General features: G+C 69.5%; 18 protein-coding genes and 1 pseudogene. 8 read left to right on the top strand and 11 right to left on the bottom strand.

Going from position 1 to position 16,824, the window contains the following annotated elements; all coding sequences use genetic code 11:
• Window positions 1-27 precede the first annotated feature (27 nt).
• The 3 genes from DIZ27_RS46810 to DIZ27_RS04865 form a co-directional block, all read right to left on the bottom strand.
• Window positions 28-612: an AAA family ATPase gene (locus DIZ27_RS46810; protein WP_258308237.1), complete on the bottom strand. Its 585-nt coding sequence runs from the start codon at window positions 610-612 to the stop codon at window positions 28-30.
• The gene (locus tag DIZ27_RS46805; RefSeq protein WP_258308236.1) at window positions 576-1,307 is read right to left on the bottom strand and encodes a hypothetical protein; all 732 of its coding nucleotides are present in this window, start codon (window positions 1,305-1,307) and stop codon (window positions 576-578) included. The genes DIZ27_RS46810 and DIZ27_RS46805 overlap by 37 nt, the downstream gene beginning before the upstream one ends.
• A gap of 168 nt (window positions 1,308-1,475) precedes the next feature.
• On the bottom strand, window positions 1,476-1,673 hold the full coding sequence (locus tag DIZ27_RS04865) for a hypothetical protein (RefSeq protein WP_109377044.1): 198 nt from the start codon (window positions 1,671-1,673) through the stop codon (window positions 1,476-1,478).
• A gap of 258 nt (window positions 1,674-1,931) precedes the next feature.
• Here DIZ27_RS04865 and DIZ27_RS04860 point away from each other — a divergent pair, with 258 nt between their 5' ends.
• Complete coding sequence (locus DIZ27_RS04860) at window positions 1,932-3,158, top strand: IS110 family transposase (protein WP_109377319.1); 1,227 nt, start codon at window positions 1,932-1,934, stop codon at window positions 3,156-3,158.
• On the opposite strand, the gene DIZ27_RS04855 is transcribed toward DIZ27_RS04860, so the two are convergent.
• The 6 genes from DIZ27_RS04855 to DIZ27_RS04830 all read right to left on the bottom strand — a co-directional run bounded on the left by DIZ27_RS04855 (window position 3,091) and on the right by DIZ27_RS04830 (window position 8,220).
• Window positions 3,091-3,381, bottom strand: a complete 291-nt coding sequence (locus tag DIZ27_RS04855; RefSeq protein WP_258308265.1) for a LysR family transcriptional regulator — start codon at window positions 3,379-3,381, stop codon at window positions 3,091-3,093. The genes DIZ27_RS04860 and DIZ27_RS04855 overlap by 68 nt on opposite strands.
• A gap of 148 nt (window positions 3,382-3,529) precedes the next feature.
• The gene (locus DIZ27_RS04850) at window positions 3,530-4,171 is read right to left on the bottom strand and encodes a CoA transferase subunit B (protein WP_109377042.1); all 642 of its coding nucleotides are present in this window, start codon (window positions 4,169-4,171) and stop codon (window positions 3,530-3,532) included.
• Complete coding sequence (locus DIZ27_RS04845) at window positions 4,171-4,950, bottom strand: CoA transferase subunit A (RefSeq protein ID WP_109377041.1); 780 nt, start codon at window positions 4,948-4,950, stop codon at window positions 4,171-4,173. Before DIZ27_RS04845 ends, DIZ27_RS04850 begins: the two co-directional genes overlap by 1 nt.
• A 2-nt stretch (window positions 4,951-4,952) precedes the next feature.
• Entirely contained in the window at window positions 4,953-6,158 is a 1,206-nt protein-coding gene (fahA, locus tag DIZ27_RS04840) for a fumarylacetoacetase (RefSeq protein ID WP_219933588.1), read from the bottom strand.
• Window positions 6,158-7,024, bottom strand: coding sequence for a hypothetical protein (locus DIZ27_RS04835; RefSeq protein ID WP_109377040.1), 867 nt, complete (start codon window positions 7,022-7,024; stop codon window positions 6,158-6,160). The genes fahA and DIZ27_RS04835 overlap by 1 nt, the downstream gene beginning before the upstream one ends.
• A complete protein-coding gene (locus tag DIZ27_RS04830; RefSeq protein WP_109377039.1) occupies window positions 7,021-8,220 on the bottom strand; it encodes a homogentisate 1,2-dioxygenase in 1,200 nt (399 codons plus the stop codon). Before DIZ27_RS04830 ends, DIZ27_RS04835 begins: the two co-directional genes overlap by 4 nt.
• Window positions 8,221-8,674: 454 nt before the next feature.
• On the opposite strand from DIZ27_RS04830, the gene DIZ27_RS04825 reads away from it, so the two are divergent.
• Together DIZ27_RS04825 and DIZ27_RS04820 are read left to right on the top strand one after the other, a co-directional pair.
• Window positions 8,675-9,346 carry an IclR family transcriptional regulator gene (locus DIZ27_RS04825; protein ID WP_109377038.1) on the top strand — a complete coding sequence of 224 codons (672 nt, stop codon included), beginning with the start codon at window positions 8,675-8,677 and terminating at the stop codon, window positions 9,344-9,346.
• Between the two features lie 297 nt (window positions 9,347-9,643).
• Window positions 9,644-9,862: pseudogene (locus DIZ27_RS04820) on the top strand (transposase); the annotation flags it as partial.
• Window positions 9,863-10,041: 179 nt separating this feature from the next.
• Here the strand turns inward: DIZ27_RS04820 and DIZ27_RS04815 are convergent.
• The gene (locus DIZ27_RS04815; protein WP_109377037.1) at window positions 10,042-10,593 is read right to left on the bottom strand and encodes a MarR family winged helix-turn-helix transcriptional regulator; all 552 of its coding nucleotides are present in this window, start codon (window positions 10,591-10,593) and stop codon (window positions 10,042-10,044) included.
• A gap of 382 nt (window positions 10,594-10,975) precedes the next feature.
• Here DIZ27_RS04815 and DIZ27_RS04810 point away from each other — a divergent pair, with 382 nt between their 5' ends.
• The 5 genes from DIZ27_RS04810 (at window position 10,976) to DIZ27_RS45065 (ending at window position 16,243) form a co-directional block, all read left to right on the top strand.
• Window positions 10,976-12,724 carry an FAD-dependent oxidoreductase gene (locus DIZ27_RS04810; RefSeq protein ID WP_109377036.1) on the top strand — a complete coding sequence of 583 codons (1,749 nt, stop codon included), beginning with the start codon at window positions 10,976-10,978 and terminating at the stop codon, window positions 12,722-12,724.
• The gene (locus DIZ27_RS04805; protein ID WP_109377035.1) at window positions 12,721-14,340 is read left to right on the top strand and encodes an AMP-binding protein; all 1,620 of its coding nucleotides are present in this window, start codon (window positions 12,721-12,723) and stop codon (window positions 14,338-14,340) included. The genes DIZ27_RS04810 and DIZ27_RS04805 overlap by 4 nt, the downstream gene beginning before the upstream one ends.
• Window positions 14,337-14,780, top strand: coding sequence for a Zn-ribbon domain-containing OB-fold protein (locus tag DIZ27_RS04800; protein ID WP_181383390.1), 444 nt, complete (start codon window positions 14,337-14,339; stop codon window positions 14,778-14,780). Before DIZ27_RS04805 ends, DIZ27_RS04800 begins: the two co-directional genes overlap by 4 nt.
• 296 nt (window positions 14,781-15,076) lie before the next feature.
• On the top strand, window positions 15,077-15,787 hold the full coding sequence (locus DIZ27_RS04795; RefSeq protein ID WP_181383406.1) for an IS6 family transposase: 711 nt from the start codon (window positions 15,077-15,079) through the stop codon (window positions 15,785-15,787).
• Between the two features lie 66 nt (window positions 15,788-15,853).
• Window positions 15,854-16,243, top strand: coding sequence for a hypothetical protein (locus DIZ27_RS45065; RefSeq protein ID WP_146228905.1), 390 nt, complete (start codon window positions 15,854-15,856; stop codon window positions 16,241-16,243).
• A 138-nt stretch (window positions 16,244-16,381) separates the two neighbouring features.
• On the opposite strand, the gene DIZ27_RS45565 is transcribed toward DIZ27_RS45065, so the two are convergent.
• Window positions 16,382-16,824: hypothetical protein (locus tag DIZ27_RS45565; protein WP_219933587.1), on the bottom strand; the 443-nt coding region annotated here is incomplete at its 5' end.

The raw sequence follows: 16,824 nt of genomic DNA, 5'->3' as shown, positions 1-16,824 counted from the left end.
ATCCCGTCCCGTGCAGGAGCGCTCCGTTCACAGTGGCGGCGCGACCCGCTTAAACAGCCGCCCCAGCAAAGCCCGGTCAACGGCCGCGTCAGCGGTGGTGAGCAGAGCGTTCTGCAGGTGCGCAGTCAAAGCGGCCCACGCGCGGAACGTGCCGTGCGCGCACGACTGGTCGGTCCACGTCAGATCCGAGGCCGGGACGGTACGCCACAGCGGATGGAAGCCGGTCATCACGTCCGCTGCTTCCACTCCGGCCAGGCGTGGAACCTCCTGCCACGCGCCGATGCGCGATGCCAGCTGCGGCAGCCGGGCCAGCGACCGCTCGCTGCCCGCCCCGCACAGCACCAGCGTGATCCGCGTGCCAGGGTGGTCCCACAGGCTCTGCAGATACTCCAGGCACGGCACAGGCAGGCGCTGAGCCTCATCGACGACCAGCACCCGCGCCTCGCCCAGAGCCCCCGCGACCGCGGCGTCGGCCAGCGCAGATGTGTGCGGGAAGCGGCCCGGCAGCGCCAGAGCGTCGAACACCGCCCGCCGCATGCCGGCCACCGACGGGCGCACCGGCACCGGCACCCACGTCACCTTCCAGCCCGGAGGCACTTCGTGGAGCGCCATCCGCACGGCGACGGTCTTGCCCCGGCCCGGGTCGCCGCACACACCGCGCCCTGAACCGCCATCGCCTGCCCGACCGCCTCGGTCACCGCCTGCACCGACGACGTCCGCACCAACTGCGCGCCCGCCGGCAACGCCACACCTTCCAGCGCGCCGCTCTCCCCCGCCGACGCGCCCACGACCGCCGCCGGCGCAGGATGCGGCGGCCGGCGCGCAGACGTCTTCGCCGCGCCGCCCTCACGCGGCCCGGCCAGAGCGAGGTCAGCCGGCGCCTGTCTCGTCTGCTGCTCTTCCCGCTCCCGCCGCACCACCGCGCGGTCCGGCAAGACCCTGCCGACGTCCAAATCCCGGCGGACCACCCGGTACAACGACGCCAGCGAAGGCACCTCACCCCCGGCCTCCCTCAGCTGCCGGTGCAGCACCGCCACGTTCCCGCCCGCCTGCGCCAGCACCTCCCACGCCTGGTCGGACAACTCCAGCCGGGCCCGGCGCCTGCGCTCCACACGGCCCTCGGTCCGCGCCGCCTCCAGCCACCGCCACACCGTCCGCGCAGTCACCCCACCGACCTGGGCACCCGCACGCACATGCGCCGTGGTCAACGCCCCGGCAGCATCGAGCTCCAGCAGCCGCGCCACCAGCACCGGCCGGGACACCCTCAGCCCTGCCGTGACCTCACCCCACGCGCCCGGCTCGCCCACCGAAAAACCCTTCAGCCGCGGAAGCCAACACCCATCACGGTGCGGCCGTGAAGCCGCCGAAGGATCAGAAGTGCCGTTCCCGAGACAGAGGCACGGGGCGGGGTGTACCGCCGCATGACAGCCGTGCCCCTCGCATGCACCGCCCCACTGCAGTGACCCCGCCCATCCTCAGCACCCGACCAGCGGAAACGCCCCGGCCTGACATGCCGTCACTGACACCAACCCACTGACACCAACCCGGCACATCGCAGCCAACTGGTGGCGCAGCGTCAATATCTCGATGTCCTTGTCAACATCGCTCATCGGAAGCAGCCGCATGAAGGCGAACACACTCGACACGGCGAGGTAGGACAGTCGCAGCAGCACGATCCAGCAACCTAATGGGGCTTATCGGGTCGTGAGTGAGACTCGATGGGTGGCCGCCGGCAGGTGAGCACTATCAAGCCCGGAACCTGTGAGTTCTGGTGTCAGACCGTGCCCCTGCTGGTCGGCCGGGAGGCCGGACTGCTGATGGGATGGCGTGCCCGCCGAGCGGGACAGGCGTGAGCACTGGATCCATTAGGGCGCGAGCTGTGTCTTCCGCGGGCCACGCGCACGGTGTACGTCGAGAGGTTGGAGAAGCTGGTGCTGTTCGTCGGCGACGACTGGGCCGAAGACCATCACGATGTCGAGATCCAGGACGACTCGGGCCGCAGACTTGGGACCGCCCGGCTACCGGAGGGTGTCGAAGGCGTCGCGAAGCTGCACGCCTTGATCGCCCGGCACGGCGGCGAGGATCTGGAGCCGGGACAGATGGTGGTCGGGATCGAGACCGACCGCGGCCCGTGGGTCCAGGCCCTGCTCGCGGCCGGCTACCAGGTCTACGCCGTCAACCCCCGGCAGGCGGCCCGGTTCAAGGAGCGATACGGCACCTCCGGCGCGAAGAGCGACAAGGGCGACGCGCACGCGCTGGCCGACATGGTCCGCATCGACCGCGCCCAGCTGCGGCCGATCGCCGGGGACAGCGAGCAGGCCCAGGCCGTCAAGGTCGTCGCCCGCGCCCACCAGACCCTGATCTGGGAGCGCACCCGCACCTTCCAGCGGCTGCGCAGCACACTGCGCGAGTACTTCCCCGGCGCGCTCACCGCCTACGCGGGACTGGAGCTGACCAGCACGGACGCCCTGGAACTGCTGCTCAAGGCACCCACGCCGGGACAGGCGGCGAAGCTGACGAAGCAACAGATCACCGCTGTCCTCGCCCGGCACCGGCGCCGCCACCGGGACCAGCGGGCCGCCGCCATCCAGGCCACCCTGCGCGAGCCGCAGCTGGACGTCACGGCCACGGCCGCCGACGCCTACGCGGCCGCCGTGACCGCCCACGCCCGGTTGCTGATCGCCCTGAACGAGCAGATAGATGCTTTGGAAGGGCAGGTGAAGGCACATTTTCTGGCGCACCCGGACGCTGAGATCTACCTGTCGATGCCCGGCATCGGCGAGATCACCGGCGCCCGGGTGCTGGCCGAGTTCGGAGACGACCCCACCCGCTACGCGTCCGCGAAGGCCCGCAAGAACTACGCCGGCACCAGCCCGATCACCCGGGCCTCCGGCAAGAGCCACAGCGTCCAGGCCCGCTTCGTCCGCAACAACCGGCTTGCCGACGCTCTCCAACGACAGGCGTTCTGCGCGCTGCAGAACTCGCCCGGGGCCCGCCGCTACTACGACAAGCAGCGCGCCCGCGACTTGGACTACAACCCTGCCCTGCGGCAGCTGGGCAACCGACTCGTCGGCATCCTCCACGGATGCCTCAAGAGCCGCACCCTCTACAGCGAGGCCACAGCATGGGCCCACCACGCGAACCTCGCCACAGCTTGACACCCAACGTCATGGGATGTCTGACACGCCCATCCGGCGAACGTTGACCACTCACGAGAACACGCAGTTCAACGGCTATGGATGGGGATTTCGGCACCCGCAGGGTCCGCAGGGGCCGTTCCAGCTCACCCAGGGCGAGCGAGACTGCCGACTCGGAGACCATGAGGCGCTCGGCCGCCCGGCTGATGGCTCCGGTCTCCGCCACGGCGACGAACATGTGCAGTCGGCGCAGGGAGAAGGCGGGGCCCGCTCGGTCGTGGTCATCGCCTCACTGTAACCGCAGGTCGTAGGGGTGGTCGGGGGTGTGGCAGGGAGCACCGGCGGGCCGCCCCGGCCGCTGTGTCGCGGCGGGGCGGCCCGCGCGCGGGGCGTCAGACGGCGACAGGTGCCAGGACCGGGGCTGCCGTACGGTCGCGGAGTTCCTCCTCGGTGACACCAGGGGCGAGCTCCACGAGACGGAAGCCCTCCTCGGTGACGTCGAGGACACCCAGATCGGTGATCACACGGTCCACGCAGGCCCGGCCGGTGAGCGGCAGGGTGCAGGACTCAAGCAGCTTGGCGCCGCCGTCCTTGGCCGTGTGCTCCATGAGGACGATCACCCGGCGGGCGCCGTGGACCAGGTCCATGGCACCTCCCATGCCCTTGATCATCTTTCCGGGTACGGCCCAGTTGGCCAGGTCGCCGCGGGCGGAGACCTGCATGCCCCCGAGGACGGCGACGTCCAGGTGACGGCCGCGGATCATGCCGAAGCTGAGCGCCGAGTCGAAGTACGAGGCGCCCGGGAGGACGGTGACGGTCTCCTTGCCGGCGTTGATCAGGTCCGGGTCGACGGCGTCCGGCGTCGGGTACGGGCCGGTGCCGAGGATGCCGTTCTCCGAGTGCAGGACGACATGGACGCCGTCCGGGAGGTGGTCGGGGATCAGCGTGGGCAGGCCGATGCCGAGGTTGACGTAGGCGCCGTCGGGCAGTTCACGGGCGGCGCGGGCCGCCATCTCGGTACGGGTCCAGGCCATCAGGCCGCACTCCCTTCGATGCTGTCCGCCGCCTCGCGCACGGTGCGCTTCTCGACCGGCTTGGTGTCCCGGTTCCGTACGGCAACCACCCGCTGGACGTAGATGCCGGGCAGGTGGACCTGGGCCGGGTCGATCTCGCCGGGCTCGACGAGCTCCTCGACCTCGGCGACGGTGATCCGGCCGGCCATGGCGCAGAGCGGGTTGAAGTTGGCGGTGGTCTTGTCGAAGACCAGGTTGCCGTGGCGGTCGCCCTTCGAGGCGCGGACCAGGGCGTAGTCGGTGGTGACCGACTCCTCCAGGACGTAGGTCTGGCCGCCGAACGCGCGGGTCTCCTTGGCCGGGGACTCCACGGCGACCGACCCGTCGGCGGCGTACCGCCAGGGCACACCGCCCTCGGCGACGGCGGTGCCGACTCCGGCGGGGGTGTAGAAGGCGGGGATGCCCGCGCCGCCGGCCCGCAGCCGCTCGGCGAGGGTGCCCTGGGGGACGAGTTCCAGCTCCAGCTCGCCGGCCAGGTACTGGCGGGCGAACTCCTTGTTCTCGCCGACGTACGACCCGGTGACCCGGCTGATCCGGCCCGCGCGGAGCAGGATGCCGAGGCCATGGTCGTCGGTGCCGCAGTTGTTGGAGACCACCTCCAGGTTGTCGGCGCCCTGCTCGTACAGCGCGTCGATCAGCTCCTGCGGCACGCCGCAGACACCGAAGCCACCGACGGCGAGACTGGAGCCGGCGGGTATGTCGGCGACCGCCTCGGCCGCCGACGCCACCGTCTTGTTCATGCTCATGCCTGCACCGCCGGGACGATGCGGCCGGACACCGCGCCGAAACCGATCGTCACGCCGTCCGCGCCGGGCGCGGTGGCGGTGATGGTGACCTCGTCGCCGTCCTCCAGGAAGGTGCGCTTCGTGCCGTCGGGCAGCTCGATCGGCTCGGCGCCGCCCCAGCTCAGCTCCATGAAGGAGCCGCGCTGGTCGGCCTCCGGGCCGGAGACGGTGCCGGAGGCGTAGAAGTCGCCGGTGCGCAGACAGGCGCCGTTGACCGTCATGTGCGCCAGCATCTGGGCCGGCGTCCAGTACATGGTGGAGAACGGCGGCGTGGCGACCAGGTGACCGTTGAGGCGGACCTCGAGGGTGAGGTCCAGGCCCCAGTCCTCCTTCTCCACCAGATACGGGCGCAGCTCGTGCTCGCGGACCGGCGGGGCGACGCGGGCGGCCTCCAGGGCGTCGAGGGGGACGACCCAGGGGCTGACGGAGGTGGCGAAGGACTTGCCGAGGAACGGGCCGAGCGGCACGTACTCCCAGTTCTGGATGTCGCGCGCGGACCAGTCGTTGACCAGGGTGACGCCGAAGACGTGCTCGCGGAAGTCGTCCACGCAGACCGGCCGGCCCAGCTGGGAGGGGGTGCCGACGACGAAGCCGACCTCGGCCTCGATGTCCAGGCGGGCGGACGGCCCGAACCCGGGCAGGGCGCCCTCGGCGGACGGCCGCTGCTGGCCATTGGGGCGGACCACCGGAGTGCCGGAGGGCACCAGGGTGCCGGCGCGGCCGTGGTAGCCGATCGGCAGGTGCTTCCACTGCGGGGTCAGCGGGTCGCTGTTCGGCCGGAACATGCGGCCGATGTTGGAGGCGTGGTGCTCGGAGGCGTAGAAGTCGACGTAGTCGGCGGCCTCGAAGGGCATGCCGAGGTCGACGTCCGCTTGGGCGAACAGGTGCGGCTCGACGGCGGCGCGGTGCGCCTCGTCGGTCAGCAGTCGGGAGATCTCGGCGCGCACCTCCTGCCAGCGGGCGCGACCTTGCGCCATGAAGGCGTTGAGCGAGCCCTGCGCGAAGGCGCCGTCGCCGAGGGCGGCCGCGAGGTCGAGGACCTGCTCGCCGATGGCGACGCCGACCCGGGCGGCGCCGCCGGCCTTCGGGGTGAAGACACCGTAGGGGAGGTTCTGGATCGGGAACGGGGAGCCATCGGGTACAGGGACCCAGGTGGTGGTCATCAGTGGTCCTTCACAGCGGAGTCGAGCAGGAGCCGGGCCTCGCGGACGGGGGCGGCGGTGGAGCAGGAGCCGTAGGAGACCAGGACGCGGCGTGCGGCCGCGGCCTCCTCGCCGCTCAGCGCATGAGCGCGGCGGGCGAGTTCGGTGGCCTTCTCGGTCTCCAGGACGTCCTGTACGGAGAGTTGGCCGCCGCTGGCGGCGGTGGCCGTGGCGAGCAAGAGGTTCAGGTAGCCGTGGTGGGTGAAGCCGGTCTCGGGAGAGGTGTGGCGAACCGCCCGGTGGAGTCCGGCCGTCGCCTTGAACGGCACGCCCGCGGCGACGCATGCGGTGACGAACGCAGCCACCTGCTCCGAGCTCGGGAACAGGTCGGCGCGCACCCCGCCGCAGCGGAGCTTGGCGCCGAGCGGGCGGGTGCCGGCGTGTCGGGCGAGCGCGGTGAGCAGCGGCTCCGGACGCGCCTGCACCACGGGCTCCGCGTACAGCGGAACCTCGGTCGGCACGTCCTTCAGCTCTGCCAACGCCGCTTCAAGGGCGATTACTTCGTCGTCGCCGAAGGCAGCCAGCGGCAGCTCGAGCAGGGCCAGACGCAGCCGCGGGTCGGTGGCGACATCCGCGCACACCGCGGCCAGGCCCTCGCCGCCGCGGTCGGCGATCAGGCCGAGCTCGAACACCTCGCCGTCGCGCAGGAGTTCCCTGAGTTCGTCCACGCGGGAGGCGGGAACCAGGAAGCGGTGCGTGTGCATCGCCTCGCCGGCCTCCACGTCCGCACGGTGGCGCTCCACCGCTTGGTCCATGGGCAGCGCGGTCGGCGGGAACAGGCCCGCGTCGTCGACGAGCCCGGCCAGCAGTTCGCGGGGGGCGGTCATGCGCGGCGGCCTCCCGCCCAGCTCCAGGCGTAGGTGCCGTCGTCGCAGGACTGGCCGCCCTCGCCGAGTTCCAGCGGGCGGAACGTGTCGACCATGACGGCGAGTTCGTCGAAGAACTCCGCGCCGATGGACCGCTCGTAGGCGCCGGGCTGCGGTCCGTGGGCGTGGCCGCCGGGGTGCAGCGAGAGGGAGCCCTGGCCGATGCCGGAGCCCTTGCGGGCCTCGTAGTCGCCGCCGCAATAGAACATGACCTCGTCGGAATCGACGTTGGAATGGTAGTACGGCACCGGGATGGCCAGCGGGTGGTAGTCCACCTTGCGGGAGACGAAGTTGCAGATGACGAAACCCTCGCCCTCGAAGACCTGGTGGACCGGCGGCGGCTGGTGGATCCGGCCGGTGATCGGCTCGAAGTCCTCGATGTTGAAGGTGTACGGGTACAGGCAGCCGTCCCAGCCGATCACGTCGAACGGGTGGTTCGCCTGCAGGAAGCGGGTGCCGACGATCTCGCCGCCCGCCCCGCGGTGCTTGACCAGCACCTCGACATCCGTGCCCTGCTCCTGGAGCAGCTCGGTGGGGCCATGCAGGTCGCGCTCGCAGTACGGGGCGTGCTCGAGGAGCTGGCCGTAGCGGGAGAGGTAGCGCTTGGGCGGGGCGATGTGGCTGTTGGCCTCGATGCAGTAGGCGCGCAGCGGCTCGTCGCCCTGGGGGATCCATCGGTGGGTGGTGGCGCGTGGGATGACCACGTAGTCGCCGGTACGGGCGGTGAGTACGCCGAAGACGGTCTCGACGCGGGCGGAGCCGGACTCCACGTACACGCACTCGTCGCCGACACCGTTGCGGTACAGCGGCGAGGGCTTGCCGGCGACGACGTAGGAGATCCGGACGTCGCCGTTGCCGAGGACCAGGCGGCGGCCGGTGACCACATCGGTGTCCTGCCAGGCGTCTTCCTTGAACAGCTCGTGCAGCTTCAGATGGCGCGGCGTCATCGGGTGGTTGGGCACCGTGCGGGTGTCCGGCAGCTCCCAGACGTCGGAACCGGTGATCGCCGACGGGATGTACGTGTGGTAGAGCAGCGAGGAGTCGGAGGAGAAGCCCTCCTCTCCCATCAGCTCCTCGAAGTAGAGCGACCCGTCGGGGGCGCGGTGCTGAGTGTGGCGCTTGGGGGGGACGCTCCCCGCCATGCGGTAGTACGGCATGCCTGTCCATCTCCTGTCGGCAGTTCGTCCCTGTCGCTGGACGCCTGGGAGGGGCGGCCGTCGGCGGTGCCGGGGCAGGCGTCGAAGCAGGGAAGGGCTGCGGGCTGCGCCGGGCGGTGCACGCAGACTCTGCGGCCTGGTACGGCGTGCCCGGCGACTTCGTCTTGGAGGTACCGCCACCACTCCGCCTACGGATGTGCGCCTAGCGCACATTTATGTGCGGTGTGCGCGACATGCGTGCAACATAGTTCGAGTCCAGGACGCCGGTCAAGGGCTGCTGTGCCGCTGGTCGGCCGAGACGGGGGCCGGTGTCCACGCGGCCTGTGGCACCGGGGGAACTCCAGGGGCGTCCGGCAGGCCGGACAGCGGAGGTGATTAATCTTCGAGTGCCCGTACTCCGCGCCCGGAGCCGCGGTGCAGTACGACCCCGCAGCGAACACAGGAGGAAGCCCGCGTGACCATCTTGCAGAGTCTGGACCGTGGACTCCGTACCCTGAGCCTGATTTCCCTCGACCCGGAGGGACTCACGGTCGCCGAGATCGCCACGCAGCTCGGCATCGACCGGGCGACCGCGTACCGCATCGTCGAGACGCTTGAGCAGCATGCGCTGGTGACTCGGGGCGTGGGAAAGAAGATCAGGCTCGGGGCCGGCGCGGTCGTCTTCGCGAGCCGTTTCCAACCCCAGTTGATCCGCGCGGCCGGACCGGTTCTGCAGGAACTCGCCGACGCCGCCGGGGTGGCCGCGTTCCTTTCCGTGGCGCAGGGGGGCGACGAATGTGTTCCCGTGCTGTCCGCGGAGCCCACCCGGCAGACAATCCTCCAGGTCGGCTATCGCATCGGCGTCAGCCACTCACTGGCCAGGGGAGCCAACGGCATCGCCATCCTGGCGCTTCAGCCGGCGACGCCGGATGACTCCGAAGCCGTGAACCGGGCCCGGGACGCCGGGTACAGCGTCACTGCCGGGGAGCTCCAGCACGGGGCCATCGGGGTGGCTGCGGGCTTCGAGGTACCGCATCTGCTCGGTGCGTCCGTCGGCATGGTCGCCATGGAGCAAGTCGACATCGATCGTCTCGGTGAGCTGGTGCGTGAGGCGGCCGCGCGGCTCGCGCGGCTTAGCCGCGCCTAAAACCCCGCTTCCGCGACGACGTGAACGCGGTGCTCCGGCCCGGCGCCGCAGTCTTCAGTGAGCGCCGTCCGCACCGACGCTCATGGGGGGGCGGACGCCAGACGCGCCGCTGCTGCGACGACCCGGGCGCCCACTGCCTCGATGTCGGAGACATCGAAGGGAGACGCCCACCGCCATCGTCGGACGGCAGGGGCCTTTCAGCCGAGCAGTTCGCCCAGGTCCGTCGCAGCACGGACAACCGTGATGCCGAGTTCGTCGAGGCCGGTGTACTCGAAGACCGAGATGCCGATGCTGACCGCCGCCGACCTGCTCGCCTGGACCCAGGACCTGCTGCTGGACGGTGAGTTGGCCACCGCCGAGCCGAAGAAGCTCCGCTACCGGCTGCTGCACGCCGCCGCCCGCATCACTCGCGGCGGCCGCCGCCTCCGTCTGCGGATCGCCGCGACCTGGCCCTGGCGGCACGAACTCATCAACGCGTTCACCCGCCTCACAGCACTGCCGCGACCGGCCACCTGACCCGCTGCACGGTCCCTGCCCGCCCACGATCCGAGGAACCCTGGAGCACCCGGCCCGAGCGTCGGGTCCCAGCCATGCCCACCCGGCAACCAGCAACCCACACCACCGGTCCACCGCCATCAACGCAGCTCAGCTACCCGAAGCGAAACGGGGAGGCTAGCGCCGACTCCCAATTGTCCTCATCGTCGATCGACGGCATTGATGCTTGTGCGTCCGCTCATCAACTTGTCCATGAGCATAATAAAGAGCTTCCGCTCGATCGGTGTCAGCAAGGAGGCCCAGTCTCGCTCGCGGCGGTTGTGCGCTTCAAATGCCTCGGTGATGACCTGAGTCCCGGCGGGGGTGAGGCTGAGCATCGCTCCGCGGCCGTCTGCAGGGTCCACCTGTCTGTCGACCAGTCCGTCCCTGCGAAGGGTCGCCACGAGGCTGGTCACGGTGGGACGCGCCATCGAGGCGAGGGCGGCCACTCTGTGCGGACTCAGCGGGCCGGCAACCCAGAGAGTGAAGAGCAGCCGAAAACTTGAGTCGGACTGGCCAAGTGGCCTCAAAGTCTGGAACTCGAGGTCGTAGATGAGAGTGCGTGTCGCACGGTTCAGTGACATGACGAGGTGGCTGGCTTCCATGTCGACCTCGCTGATCGCGGTCGGAATGGAGGCCTGCGCCTTCTCGATCAGGCCCCAGTAGTCAACGATCCCGTCGTCGGGCGACGACGCCCTTGAGTTGAGCGGCACGACGTCACCCTAGCGTCCCTGTCGTAGCGGGTCGAGGGCGCCCATCGGCAGCTACCTGCGATCAGGACAACACCTGTAAATGATTCATGTTCGAAGTACATTCCGGGGGATGGTCGGCGTAGCCGGGGCCCGCGGTCCCTGTCGCGCGCTGGGCGCACAAGTGCTGGCGTCCTGGGGCTAAGAGCGCCGTTTGTGGTGTCTGAAGAACGGTCCGCATCTCTTGACACGGCTTCCGGATCTGATTCAGACTCGCACGACTTCGTGTGAGCCACGCCTCACCCTGAAGGTGAGAGCGGTCATCCCCCTGTACGGCCGCGCATGGCCTGTCCTGTGCCCGCCGACGCACGGGAGCGGTGCGAATCAGCGAGAGGAAACGCAGCGCATGTACTTCGAATGGCAGGAGTTCGACCTGTCGCCCGTCCCCAGGCCCGCCGAGGGGCGGGTGCACGATGTGGTGATCGTGGGTGGGGGTCCTGTTGGCCTCGCCACCGCAATCGCGCTGCAGCGCAGGGGCATCGACGCTGTGGTGCTCGAAGCGCGTAGGCAGGTGTCCGACGGCAGCCGGGCACTCACGCTGAATCGAGAGAGCCTGGCGTTCCTCGCGGACATCGGTGTCAGCGACGACTTCATGCGTCTGGCACAGCCGCGCGAACGCAGCCTTGTGTTCCATGGAAGTCAGGAGCTCTGGCGGACGGAGTACGCGACCGACCCGCACGAGCGCTGGCCTGAGCTGGCTCTGCTGCAGCAATGCTGGCTCGAGTATCTGCTCGTCGAGAAGCTTGGCGAGGCCGCGCCTGGTGCCGTGCGCTGGGGCCACGCGGTCGTAGGCATCACCGACAACGGCGACGGCGATGACGGCGACATCGTCATCGAGATCGACGCCGGCGGGGAGCGCTACGAAATCAGCTCGCGGTACGTGGTGGCGGCCGACGGGGCCCGTGGCATCACTCGCAAGTCCCTCGCGCTCGACTACCACGACGTGGTGCCGCGACGCAGCGCCGATGCGCGCTTCGTGATCTGCGACTTCACGATGGACCACGACCTCGCCCCGGGGCGGCGCCTGTTCATCGGCCCGGACTACGCGCCTGAGTCGGTCGCCATCCTGCACTCGCAGCCGTTCAACGTGTGGCGCTTGGATTACCAACTGCCCGACGGACAGACCGCCGAAGAGGCCACGACCGCCGAGGCCGCACAAGCGCGGGTTCGACAGCATCTGGCCATGATCGGCATCAACGCAGAGCCGGAACTTGTCTGGGTGACGTCCTATCGGGCCCTCGGCCGCACCCTCTCCCGATACCACGTGGGGAAGGTGCTCTTCGTGGGCGACGCGGCCCACCAGTCGCCGATTTTCGGTGGCCGCGGACTGAACATGGGCTTCGGGGACGTCAACTCCCTCGCGTGGCGAATCCCGCTGGCGCTGGCCGGGGGTCATCACCACCTCGACGACTACTCCGACGAACGTACCCATGTCGTGACCCGGACGCTCGAGGCGCTCACCCCGGTCTCGCTTTTCATGACGAGTGCCGACGAGTCGTCGAAGACACTCCGCCGCGAGGTGATGTCTCTCCTTCCCGAGGCGCCAGGTCTGCGGGAACTGATAGATGGTCATGCGGCGGCGCAGGTGTCGCGGTTCCCGATCGGCTCGACTGCCGCAGGTGTCGTGGGAGAACCCCTTCGTGAGTTGAGGGTGACCACCCGGACGGGAGACGAGCGACACCTCACCACGTTGCTGCAGGGCGGTCACTTCAGTCTGGAGCGCGTCGAGGGCATTGGTGAGCCGGACGGGTCGGTGGCAATTCTGCTTCGAGATGAAGAGGCGCGAAAGACTCCGCCTGCATGCGCCGAGTCCTGGGGCCGTGCCGCCACGCAGGTTCTATGGGCCGATGAGGACGCGGTCAGAGACCGGCTTGGCCTGGCGTGCAGCGGCGACGTCGTCTTCGGTCGCCCCGACCGCATCGTGTACTCCCAGGGCGCCCCGACGGACGCATCACACGCGACGCCGCACTCGGACCTCCAGCGCGTGTTCATCGAGCTGTCCGACCTGCTGGCCGCCTCCGGAGTCGGGGAGCCCGACACCGGCTCCGTGCGGGACAGCCTCCGAACCGCAGCCCTTCAGAAGGTCGCATCATGACCAAGCACGCCGGCACCGACTTCGACCTCCTTCGGATGGGGTTCGAGTTCGATCAGCTCACCCTGTTCGAAGCCCTTTCCGCTCGCGCCCGTGCGTACCCCGAGCGGGTTTTCCTGACCGACCTCGACACCACTGCCGAGTACACCTATGACCGCCTGGTTCACGAGGCGGATCTCTACTCCCGCTGGCTCGCCGAGATGGGGGTGAGGCGCGACACGCACGTGGCCGTGCAGCTGCCCAACGGCGTGGCGCACATCCTCATCTACATCGCCCTGAGCCGACTCGGCGCGGTCGCCGTCCCACTCAACGTCCAGGCGAAGAACGACCTGCTCAGGTACTACCTCACCAACTCGGACTCCCGCTTCCTCCTGCACGACGCCTCCGATGAGCACGCGGGTCTCGTGGCGCGCGGCTCGGACGTCGCGGCGATCGGGCTGGCGGGTCCGTGGAGCGGCCCCGACGAAGGCGGCGTGACCCACGAGGACATCTGCGCGGCGGGCCGGGCCGTGGGAGCCTTCGAGCCGCCGAGGACGGACCCGACGGCGCTGGGGTACGTGAACTACACATCCGGCACGACCGGCCCGTCGAAGGGCGTGATGATGACCCACGCTCGGGCGATGCTCTGGGGCTTCAGTCATGCCGCGTCGTTCGGGTACGGCTCCGAGGATCGCGTGTACGTCTGCCTGCCGCTCTTCCACGTCAACGCGTTCCAGGGCGCGCTGCACTGCGCCATCGGCGCCAATTCGCAGGTGTTTCTCCGGAGACGGTTCTCGGCTTCCAAGTTCTGGGGCGACATGCGGTCGAACGGGATCACCGCGACCAACCTGCTCGGGTCGATGGCCGCGATTCTGTGGAAGCAGCCCCCGCAGTCGGACGACGCCAACAATGACCTGCGGATGGTGATGACCGTACCCATTCCCTCATACGCGACGGATTTCGAAGAGCGGTTTGGCCTGCGCTTCACTTCTGGCTACAGCCTCACCGACTACGGTCCCAGCCACGCCTACACACTGGCGGATCCACCGTCGAAGCTCGGTTCCGCCGGCCGGCCGCGACCCGGCATGGAGGCCCGGATCGTCGATGCGAACGACCTCGACGTCGCTTGCGGGACAAGCGGAGAGCTGGTGATCCGGACCTCGGTCCCGTGGAACGAGTCGACCGGCTACTACGGGATGCCTGAACAAACGCTCGCGAGTCGACGCAACGGCTGGTTCCACACCGGCGACCTGTGCCGCATCGACGCCGACGGCTACATGTGGTTCGAGGACCGGCTCAAGGACGTCATCCGCAGGCGCGGGGAGAACATCTCGGCCTTCGAGCTCGAACGAGCGGTGTCCAAGCTCGACGGCGTGCGTGACGTCGCCGCGGTGGCAGTTCCCTCCGAGCTCGAAGAGGACGAGGTCGCCTTGTTCCTCGAACTCTCGGATGCGTCGCCGGAGGCCATGACCACCCTGCAGAAGCAGTGCGAGAGCGTTCTGCCGCGGTACATGCATCCCGAATTCTACGTCCCGGTGGAGACCTTGCCCCGCAACGCGAGCCACAAGATCGAGAAGTACAAGCTCAAGAGCCGGTACTCCGCTGCCGGCGCGATGACGCCGTTCCGGAGGCAGGCGTGACGAGCGCGAACTGGAATCACGGACGGCGGGTGCCGGGTCTCACCCCGGACACCGAGCCGTACTGGACGGGGGGTGCGGTCGGCGAGCTGCGCATCCAGCACTGCGCCGCGTGCAGCCGCTGGCAGCACCCGCCCAGCCCCGTCTGCCGGAGCTGCCGGTCGGCCTCTTCGCTGGCCACGCCAGCCGTCAGCGGTGACGGCCGGGTGGCGTCGTGGACTCTCAACGAGCAGGCCTGGTACCCGGAGCAGCCGGTCCCCTTCCGGGCCGGGTTCGTGGAGCTCGTGGAGCAACCGGGACTGTTCGTCTTCGGAGGGCTCACGGGCGCCGCCCACAGGGAGGACCCGACCGGCCTTGCCACGGTGACCCGGTTCCAACCTCGGGGAAGTGCCTGGCTGCCGGTGTTCGAGATCGTGGAGGAGGGCCAGGACCGTGAACGGTGAACGGAGCGTGGCCATAACAGGTATCGGCCTCTCGGAGGTCGGCGTTGTCAAGTTGTCCGTGACTGGTTGGCTGAAGGGGCGTCAGGGTGTGGTGGGGCCGGTGGCGATGCTGTGTTCAGACCACGGTGGACGCGCCGGTGATCTGGTTCCAGATGGTGAAGCGGTGCTGCATCTCGGTGCGGTAGCCGGATGCGGTCATCAGGTGGCGGCGGGGCCGGAAGGGCGCTGTCACGTTAGCTGACAGGATGGGAGGATCCTCGGGCTGATTACGGTGGAGGGGGTCGTCCGTGGAGGGCATGTCGCCGTCGTACAAGGGGCACCGGTATCCGGTCGAGGTGATCTCGCACTGCGTGTGGCTCTACTTCCGGTTCCCGCTCAGTTTCCGTGAGGTCGAGGAGCTGATGCTGGAGCGCGGCGTGATCGTCTCGTACGAGACGATCCGCCGCTGGTGCCTGAAGTTCGGTCAGCAGTACGCCAACGGACTGCGCCGCCGGCAGCCCCGGCCCGGCGACAAGTGGCATCTGGACGAGGTCTTCATCAAGATCAACGGTGAGCAGAAATACCTGTGGCGGGCTGTCGACCAGCACGGAGGTGTCCTGGACATCCTGGTCCAGAATCGGCGGGACAAGGCTGCGGCCAGGCGCTTCTTCCGCACGCTGCTGACGAAGACGGGCGGGGTGCCGCGGGTGATCGTCACGGACAAGCTCCGCTCCTACGGCGCGGCCCGTCGCGAGGTCATGCCCTCCGTCGAGCACCGTTCCCATAAGGGCCTGAACAACCGGGCCGAGAACAGTCATCAGCCCACGCGGCAACGCGAACGGGCGATGAAAGGCTTCCGCAGTGTGGGCGCCGCGCAGCGGTTCCTGGCCGCGTTCAGCGGCATCTCACCCCACTTCCGGCCCCGCCGCCACCTGATGACCGGCACCCAACACCGCGCCGAAATGACCGTCCGCTTCACCATCTGGGAGCAGATCACCGGCGTCACCGGCCGGCCTGCCGCGGCCTGAGCCCAGGGCCGGCACCCGGCCCCACCACATCTCGACACACCGCCAGACACCCGCACACCCAACAACGTGACAACGCCCGGCGTTGACCTGCTCGGCATCGGCCGTACCGAGTGCGTCGGGTGCCGTCATCGCGTCCCCTCCTCGGGCTCGTCGCCGAGCCGCCTCGTCACGTCGTCCCGCTCGTCACCGGGCGCCGTCCCGTTCTCCGGCTCGCTGCCGAGCGCCGATCCAACCCTCCTGCTCTCCATCGTGCCCGAGGACCTGGCGGTCACCGACGAACCGGGCCAGCTCCCCGACGACCACGCACGCCTGGTCGCCGCGCTCTTCGACCGGGCCCTGCTCGCCATCGCACTGGGCAACTTCAGCCTCGCCGACCGACTCGCTGCCGCGACCGCCGCGCTCGTCGGCCCGCCGGGGCCGGGGACCACAGCGGACGAGGCCAGGCAGACCCGCTGACGGCCTCAACGCTCCTGCAGGCACCGAGCCCATCTCGTGGCGTGGTCCCTTCATCCAGGGCCCGGCCGATGCTCTGCTCCATGTCAGGGAAACGGCCTGCCACTTGAGCACGTGAGTGCTGCGGCAGCCGGCTCACTCTCACGCGGCATGGAACAGCGCGCACTCGAGCAGGTCGCACGAGGCGTTGGACGGCCAGCCGTCCGTTGCCGCCACCTGCGCGGCGGCTGAGTGCAGGAAGGAGAGGTAGACCTCGTAGCGGTGGGGCGACCAGTCCCGGTCCCTCCATACCCAGGCAGCGACCGATCCGTCGGGGTCGTGACCCGTCTCCCGGCCAGCCACAGCGGCCAAGGACCGCAGACGCCGGGCCAGGAAGCGGTCAAGAATGAGCGGCTCGGGGCCGCTCGCAGGTGGCACCGTCTTGCCTGCGAAGTACAGGAACTTGGTGAAGAAGGACGGCCCGAACCCGGGAACCCGGCGGTTGAGCGCCGCGTAGGCCGCTTTCGCGCCGTGCTCACCCAGCGTGGCGACCGCGCAGGCCAGTGCCGCATCCAGGCCCTCAACGGCCAGAATCTTCTGCAAAG

Source organism: Streptomyces sp. NWU339, from assembly GCF_003143855.1.
GTDB lineage: Bacteria > Actinomycetota > Actinomycetes > Streptomycetales > Streptomycetaceae > Streptomyces.
The sequence above is the reverse complement of the archived record's forward strand: the minus strand, read 5'-3'. Positions and strand labels throughout refer to the sequence as shown.